This is a genomic window from Psychrobacter sp. (assembly GCF_036731945.1).
Lineage (GTDB): Bacteria > Pseudomonadota > Gammaproteobacteria > Pseudomonadales > Moraxellaceae > Psychrobacter.
This window is the reverse complement of sequence record NZ_DAINDI010000016.1, coordinates 7978-8992: the sequence shown is the minus strand read 5'-3', so window position 1 is coordinate 8992 and position 1015 is coordinate 7978. Positions and strand designations below refer to the sequence as shown.

At 41.9% G+C, this 1015-nt stretch carries 1 protein-coding gene and 1 pseudogene; one reads left to right on the top strand and one right to left on the bottom strand.

Annotated features, from left to right (window positions below; all coding sequences use genetic code 11):
- Positions 1-251 (bottom strand): annotated as a pseudogene (locus V7D75_RS04860) (hypothetical protein); the annotation flags it as partial.
- 461 nt (positions 252-712) lie between these two features.
- Here V7D75_RS04860 and V7D75_RS04855 point away from each other — a divergent pair.
- Positions 713-1015, top strand: a 303-nt coding sequence (locus V7D75_RS04855; RefSeq protein WP_333613641.1) for an ABC transporter permease, incomplete at its 3' end; no start/stop codon positions are given.

Below are 1015 nucleotides of genomic sequence, written 5' to 3'. Positions count from 1 at the left end.
GCCAGCACTTGATTGATATGACAAGGCTGGTCTTCAGATAGCAATAAGCAGCTGTCTTTAGCGCTGACATTGCTGTTGAGCCCTTTTGGCATGGCCGCTTTTTCAATCATCTTTTGCAGCCATTCTGGCACGTCTTGACTCATGTCATCGGTCAAAATGCGCCAATGATCGGCGTGACCGGCAGATTGCTCGTCAGTTAAGGTAATTTTGGTGGGAGATTGGATGTTTTTATATTGATAATTAATGGTCATGAATATACTCAAACTTAAGTCAGCCATGAAGTTTGGGTCTAAAACTGTGATTGCTGACCATTATCCAATATATGAGCGGATTGGTTTATGATAACCAGCAATGTCGTCAGTAAAGAGGCAACAAACAACAATGAGGGGTTAGTGACAATTGTCCTTAGCATACAATATATAGGTATAGACGCAACTAATAGCAAGCCCCTCGTGAAAAATAATATGAAAAGTTGAGTTTTTACTAAAAAATACCGGCAGTTTGCGCTAATGACTGGCACATATAAGTCAAATTGTGTCAAACTAGCTCCCTTTTGACAGCGGTATTTTGCTGCTCATAATCCCCTGTTTTTTGTTCGATTGATATGTTTTTGCGGCGACAGCCTTAGTGAGTGTTATGCTAAAAGGCGGTTGCTGCATTGGATTTTATAACATAAATAAAGTCGCACGTAGATAAGATAAAGAGTTTGAATATGTTTCGTCCTTTAGCGTTATTTATCGGCTTACGGTACACCCGAGCAGAGCGTAGTAATGGTTTTATCTCCTTTATCTCGCTGATTTCAATGATTGGTCTGACGCTTGGCGTGGCGGTACTGATTACGGTGCTATCGGTCATGAATGGTTTTGATCGCGAGCTCAAAACGCGTATTTTGGGTATGGTGCCACAAGCGACGGTAATTTCAACCGAGATTATCGGTGATTGGAAAGAGGTGGCTGATAAAATTAAAGAAGATCCCGAAGTCGCTGCCGTCGCACCCTTTATTCAGCTGCAAGGT